At 77.2% G+C, this 5,473-nt stretch carries 3 protein-coding genes and 2 pseudogenes; 2 read left to right on the forward strand and 3 right to left on the reverse strand.

The features are described 5' to 3' along the window. Positions 1-311, reverse strand: a pseudogene (locus GTR00_RS13450) (efflux RND transporter periplasmic adaptor subunit); the annotation flags it as partial. Positions 312-674: 363 nt separating this feature from the next. Between GTR00_RS13450 and GTR00_RS13455 the strand changes: the two are divergent. Next, a complete protein-coding gene (locus GTR00_RS13455; protein ID WP_166612121.1) occupies positions 675-1,829 on the forward strand; it encodes a Gfo/Idh/MocA family protein in 1,155 nt (384 codons plus the stop codon). A gap of 5 nt (positions 1,830-1,834) precedes the next feature. Next, a complete protein-coding gene (locus tag GTR00_RS13460; protein ID WP_323132461.1) occupies positions 1,835-3,073 on the forward strand; it encodes a dihydrodipicolinate synthase family protein in 1,239 nt (412 codons plus the stop codon). 39 nt (positions 3,074-3,112) lie between these two features. Here GTR00_RS13460 and GTR00_RS13465 read toward each other — a convergent pair whose 3' ends face one another. Both GTR00_RS13465 and GTR00_RS13470 read right to left on the reverse strand, forming a co-directional pair. Next, positions 3,113-4,456 (reverse strand): Nramp family divalent metal transporter, encoded by a 1,344-nt coding sequence (locus tag GTR00_RS13465; RefSeq protein ID WP_166612122.1) that lies wholly within the window; start codon positions 4,454-4,456, stop codon positions 3,113-3,115. Positions 4,457-4,507: 51 nt separating this feature from the next. Beyond that, positions 4,508-5,473 (reverse strand): annotated as a pseudogene (locus GTR00_RS13470) (hypothetical protein); the annotation flags it as partial.

Here is a 5,473-nt window from a genome sequence, read left to right on the forward strand (position 1 = left end):
GTGAACAGCGGGGTGCCCTTCTCCACGGCGTCGCCGACCTCGGCGCGCACGCGGCCCACCTCGCCGGCGGCGGTGGACTTCACCGTGGCGGCGGGGTCGGCGTTGACGGTGCCGCTGAGGGAGACGGTGTTGACCACGTCGGCGCGCACGACCGGGGCGGTGGCGGGCTCCAGGACGGCCGAGGGGGTGGCGGCGGCCTCCCCGCCGGCGGTGGCGGCGCGCCCGAAGGCCAGCCACAGCAGGGCGACGGCGATGGCGGCCCACACCACCAGCCGCAGCGCGGGGAAGACGATCGTGCGGAAGACGCTCACGCGCCCACCTCCGGACTGCTCGTGGGGGTGGTGCGCGGTGCGTCGAGACCGTCGAGGACCCTGCCGCCGATCCCCCGGACGGCTCAGCGAGTGCGGCGAACCTAGCAGCGGGCGGGAGCTCACCGGGCGTGTTCGCCGGAACGTCACCGCGCGGTCGCGCGCGGGTCCCCCGGCGCTCGGGACCTCCACCCGCCGCCCACCGCGCCCGCACCGCGCCGGCTCCCGCGCCGGCTCGCGCACCCGGCCCGGCGGGTCCGGGGGCGCGGGGTCCTTGCACGGGGGCGACCTGGTCGCCTAGCCTCTGGCAAGCGCTTTCCAGAGGCCCCGCCACGGGGCAGGACCCGGTGAGGAGGAGGAGCAGCGATGACGCAGCGCCTCGGAGTGGTGATGAACGGCGTCACGGGACGCATGGGCTACCGGCAGCACCTGGTGCGCTCGGTGCTGGCGATCAGGGAGCAGGGGGGCGTGCAGCTCTCCGACGGCAGCCGGGTCCAGCTCGACCCCCTGCTCGTGGGCCGCGACGAGGCCAAGCTGCGCGACATCGCCCGGCGCCACGGCCTGGAGCGCTGGACCACCAGCCTCGAGGACGCCCTGGCCGACGACGAGCACCCCGTCTACTTCGACGCCCAGCTCACCTCGGTGCGCGAGCGCTCGATCCTGGCGGCCGTCGCCGCCGGCCGGCACGTCTACACCGAGAAGCCCACCGCCGAGACCCTCGAGGGCGCCGTGCGCCTGGCCAGGGCCGCCGCCGACGCCGGCGTCAAGAACGGCGTCGTGCACGACAAGCTCTTCCTGCCCGGCCTGCGCAAGCTCAAGCGCCTGGTCGACTCCGGCTTCTTCGGCGAGGTCCTCTCCGTGCGCGGGGAGTTCGGCTACTGGGTCTTCGAGGGCGACTGGCAGCCCGCCCAGCGCCCCAGCTGGAACTACCGCGCCGAGGACGGCGGCGGCATCGTCGCGGACATGTTCTGCCACTGGAACTACGTCCTGGAGCAGGTCATCGCCCCCGTCGAGGCCGTCACCGCCCGCGCCGTCACCCACGTGCCCGTGCGCCACGACGAGAACGGCGAGGCGTACAAGGCCACCGCCGACGACGCCGCCTACGCCATCTTCGAGCTCGAGGGCGGGGTGATCGCCCAGCTGAACTCCTCCTGGGCCGTGCGCGTGGACCGCGACGAGCTCGTGCAGTTCCAGGTCGACGGCACCCTCGGCAGCGCCGTGGCCGGCCTGTTCGGCTGCCGCGTGCAGCCGCGCAGCGCCACCCCGCGCGCCGTGTGGAACCCCGACCTGCCCGAGCAGCACCGCTACCGCGACGACTGGCTGGAGGTGCCCGACAACGAGCCCGGCGGATTCGACAACGGCTTCAAGGTGCAGTGGGAGCAGTTCGTGCGCCACGTCGTGGAGGACGCCCCCCACCCCTACGACTTCGCCTCCGGCGCCCGCGGCGTGCGCCTGGCCGAGGCCGGGCTGGCCTCCTCCGCGCAGGGCCGGCGCGTGGAGCTGGCGGAGCTGAGCCTGTGAGCGCGGTGAGCACGCGCCCGGCCACCACCGCTCCCACCCCCGCCGGCCGCGCCACCACCGGCACCGTCCTGCGCCTGCCCCGGCGCACCGCCGGCGGCGGCGTCCAGGTCGTCGAGCACGCCGTGCACGAACCCGTGGACTGGGGCGCGCCCGCCGGCCCCGCGCGCAGCCGCACCGCCCTCGCCGCCGCCCACGTCGTGCCGCGCACCGGCTCCGAGACCGTCCCCGGCGCCCCCGCCGACCTGGACTGGGAGGCCACCCTGGCCTTCCGCCGCCGCCTGTGGGGCCTGGGCCTGGGCGTGGCCGAGGCCATGGACACCGCCCAGCGCGGCATGGGCCTGGACTGGACCGCCACCGCCGAGCTGGTGCGCCGCAGCGCCGCCGAGGCCGCCGCCTGCGGCGGGCGCATCGCCGCCGGAGCCGGCACCGACCACCTCGCCCCCGGCGCGCACCCGCTGGCCGACGTCGCCGCCGCCTACGAGCAGCAGGTCGCCGTCGTGGAGGACGCCGGCGCGCAGGTGGTCCTCATGGCCAGCCGGCACCTGGCCGCCAGCGCCACCGGCCCGCAGGACTACGCCGCCGTCTACGCCCGGCTGCTGCAGCAGGTGCAGCGCCCCGTGGTGCTGCACTGGCTGGGGGAGGTCTTCGACCCCGCCCTGGCCGGCTACTGGGGCTCGCGCGACGTCGCCGCCGCCACCGACGCCTTCGTCGAGCTCGTCGGCGCCCACGCCGCGAAGGTCGACGGGGTGAAGGTCTCCCTGCTCGACGCCGACCACGAGCGCGAGCTGCGCCGCCGGCTGCCCGCGGGCGTGCGCCTGTACACCGGCGACGACTTCAACTACCCCGAGCTCATCGCGGGCGAGGTGGTCGACGGGCGCGAGCACCACTCCGACGCCCTGCTGGGCATCTTCGCCGGCATCGCCCCCGCCGCCGCGGCGGCGCTGGCCCGCCTCGACGAGGGCGACGCCGAGGGTTTCCACGCCGCCCTGGACCCCACCGTGCCGCTGGCGCGGCACGTGTTCGGCGCCCCCACGCCCCACTACAAGGCGGGCATCGCGTTCCTCAACTGGCTCGACGGCCGCCAGGACGGCTACGCGATGGTCGGCGGGCTGCACGCCGCGCGCAGCGCCGTGCACCAGGCCGAGACCTTCCGCCTGGCCGACGAGGCCGGCGTGCTGGCCGACCCCGAGCTGGCCGCGCGCCGGCTGCGCGGCTACCTCGCCGTGCACGGATTCGACGCCTGACCCGGCGCCCCTGATCCCGGGATCCCCGGGCCGGCCGCCTCAGCCCGCGCCGAGGCGGTCGGCCAGGTCGGTCACCAGCAGCGCCAGGAACAGCGCCGAGGCCGCCGCCAGGAACGCGTTGGACACCCACCCCGAGCGCCCGGCGGCCTCCACCCGCCGCGAGTTCAGCAGCAGCAGCAGGGTGATGGCCAGGAACGGCATGAACACCGAGCCCAGCACCCCGTACACCAGCGTCAGCCCGAACGGGCGGTCGAAGAGCAGCAGCGCCATCGGCGGGAACGTCAGCCACAGCAGGTACGCCCGGAAGGGAAGGGAGCGCTCCACCGCGCCGCGCGCGAACACCTCCGCCGTCGCGCTGGCCGCGGCCCCCTCCCGCGCGGCCGGCGCCGGCTCCGCGCGCCGGCCGTGCGGCATCCGCACCGTGCGCACCCAGTCCGCGAACATCATGCTCACGCCGTTCCACACCCCCAGCAGCGACGTCGAGGTCACCGCCAGGAACCCGGTGAGGAACAGCACCCGCGCCCACTGCCCGTACCGCTCGCCCAGCTCCGCACCCAGCGTCAGCAGCCCGGAGTCCGAGGCGGTCAGGTCCGCGCCCAGCAGCACCGTGGAACCCACCACGAGCATCGCCACGACGAACACGCCCGTCATGACGTACCCCACGGCGTTGTCCAGCCGCATCACCGACAGCCACCCGGTGCCGCGCCAGCCCTTGGCGAACATCCAGTAGCCGTACGCGGCCATCGTGATGGTGCCGCCCACCCCGCCGACCAGGCCCAGCACGTACACCGTCGAGCCGTCCGGCAGCCGCGGCACCAGCCCGGACGCCAGGTCGCCCAGGTCCGGGGCGACCAGCACGGCCGTGGCCACCACGGTCGCGAACTTCACCAGCACCAGCACCGTCATGAACCGCTCGAAGGCGTGGTAGCGCTGCACCCACACCAGCGCCAGGCCCACCACCCCGGCCAGCGCCGCCCAGTACCGCACCTCCAGGCCGCCGAACAGCGCGTTCAGCGGCAGGCCCACCGCCGACATCGCGGTGGCCCCGTACACGAACCCCCACACCACCACGTACGCGCCGAAGAACGTCGTCGCCCAGCGCCCCAGGCGCCGCCAGCCGTCCAGCAGCGTGGTGCCCGAGGCCAGGTGCCAGCGGCCCACCCCCTCGGCCAGCGCCAGCTTCAGCGCCGTGCCCAGCAGCGCCGCCCACAGCAGCGCCGTGCCGTAGCGGGCGCCGGCCACCAGGGTGGCGACCAGGTCGCCGGCGCCCACGCCGGTGGCCGCGGCCAGCAGGCCCGGGCCCACCTGCCGCCAGCGGCCGGCAAGGGTGCGGGGCGCGACGAGCACCGGCTCGCCGGCGGACGCGCGGGTGGGGTGCGTCATCGTGCTCTCCTGACTCCTCGTCGCGCCGGGGGCGGCCCGTCCGGCCCGACGCTAGGGGCGCGGGCGCACCTCCGCCCACAGCGACCCGCCCGCGACGTCGACCTCGGCGTCCAGGTGGGCCGGCAGCGCGCCCGCCAGGGCCCGCGCCGCGCCCGCCGCGGTCGCCGGGCCGGCCTCCACCGCCAGGGTCGCCACCCGCCCGTCCGGCGGCAGGCGCAGCGTCACCGCCCCCTCGGCGCACACCGGCAGCACCGCCGCCAGCACCGCGCGCAGCCCCGCCAGGAACGCCTCCTCCCGCTCCCCGCCGGCGCGCGCGGCGCGGTCGTCCACGACGTCCACGGTGCAGCCGCGCGCGCGGGCCGTGCGCAGCCCCGCCCGCACCCGCTCGTCCAGCAGGGCGCGGGCGCGCAGGTCGTCGCGCAGGCGCCGCTCCACGCCCACCGCGGCGCGCGGCAGCTGCGCCCACCGGGCCTGCCCCCCGGCCTCGGCGTCGGCGACCGAGCGCAGCAGCGGCACCGCGGCCAGGTCCAGGTCGGCGCGGCGCTGCCGGGCGCTGGCCGCGCGCGCCGCGGTGGACGCCGTGGCCGCCGCCGCGCGCGCCGCGGCCTCCTCGTAGTGCCGCACCTCCCGGGCGGTGCGGTCGAACAGCGCCCGCACCCCCACGGAGGCGCTGAACCACAGCAGCGCCGGCTGGTTCAGGGCGGCGATGCCCACCCACGGGTCCGGCTCGCCCGCCCCCAGCACGGCGACGGCGATGACGGCGGCGGAGGCCAGCTCCGCGGCCAGCGCCGCCCACCGGTGCCGGCGCACCACCAGCGCGGACACCACCACCTGCGTGGCGCCGGGCCACCAGTTGGCGTAGGTGCGCCAGGCCTCCTCGGGCAGGAACGGCATCACGGCCAGGCCGGACAGCGGCACCACCGCCGCCGCCGCCCACGCCGGCAGCGCCCCCAGCGCCGTCGGCCCCCCGCGCAGCGGCCGCAGCAGCACCGCCGACGCGCCCAGCACCGCCACCAC

This window comes from Kineococcus indalonis (genome assembly GCF_009906395.1).
GTDB lineage: Bacteria > Actinomycetota > Actinomycetes > Actinomycetales > Kineococcaceae > Kineococcus > Kineococcus indalonis.

What these genes read in the sequence shown, in the direction of transcription:
- GTR00_RS13455 (WP_166612121.1), top strand. Translation starts at nt 675, where the DNA reads ATGACGCAGCGCCTCGGAGTGGTGATGAACGGCGTCACGGGACGCATG.
- GTR00_RS13465 (WP_166612122.1), bottom strand. Translation starts at nt 4,456, where the DNA reads ATGACGCACCCCACCCGCGCGTCCGCCGGCGAGCCGGTGCTCGTCGCG.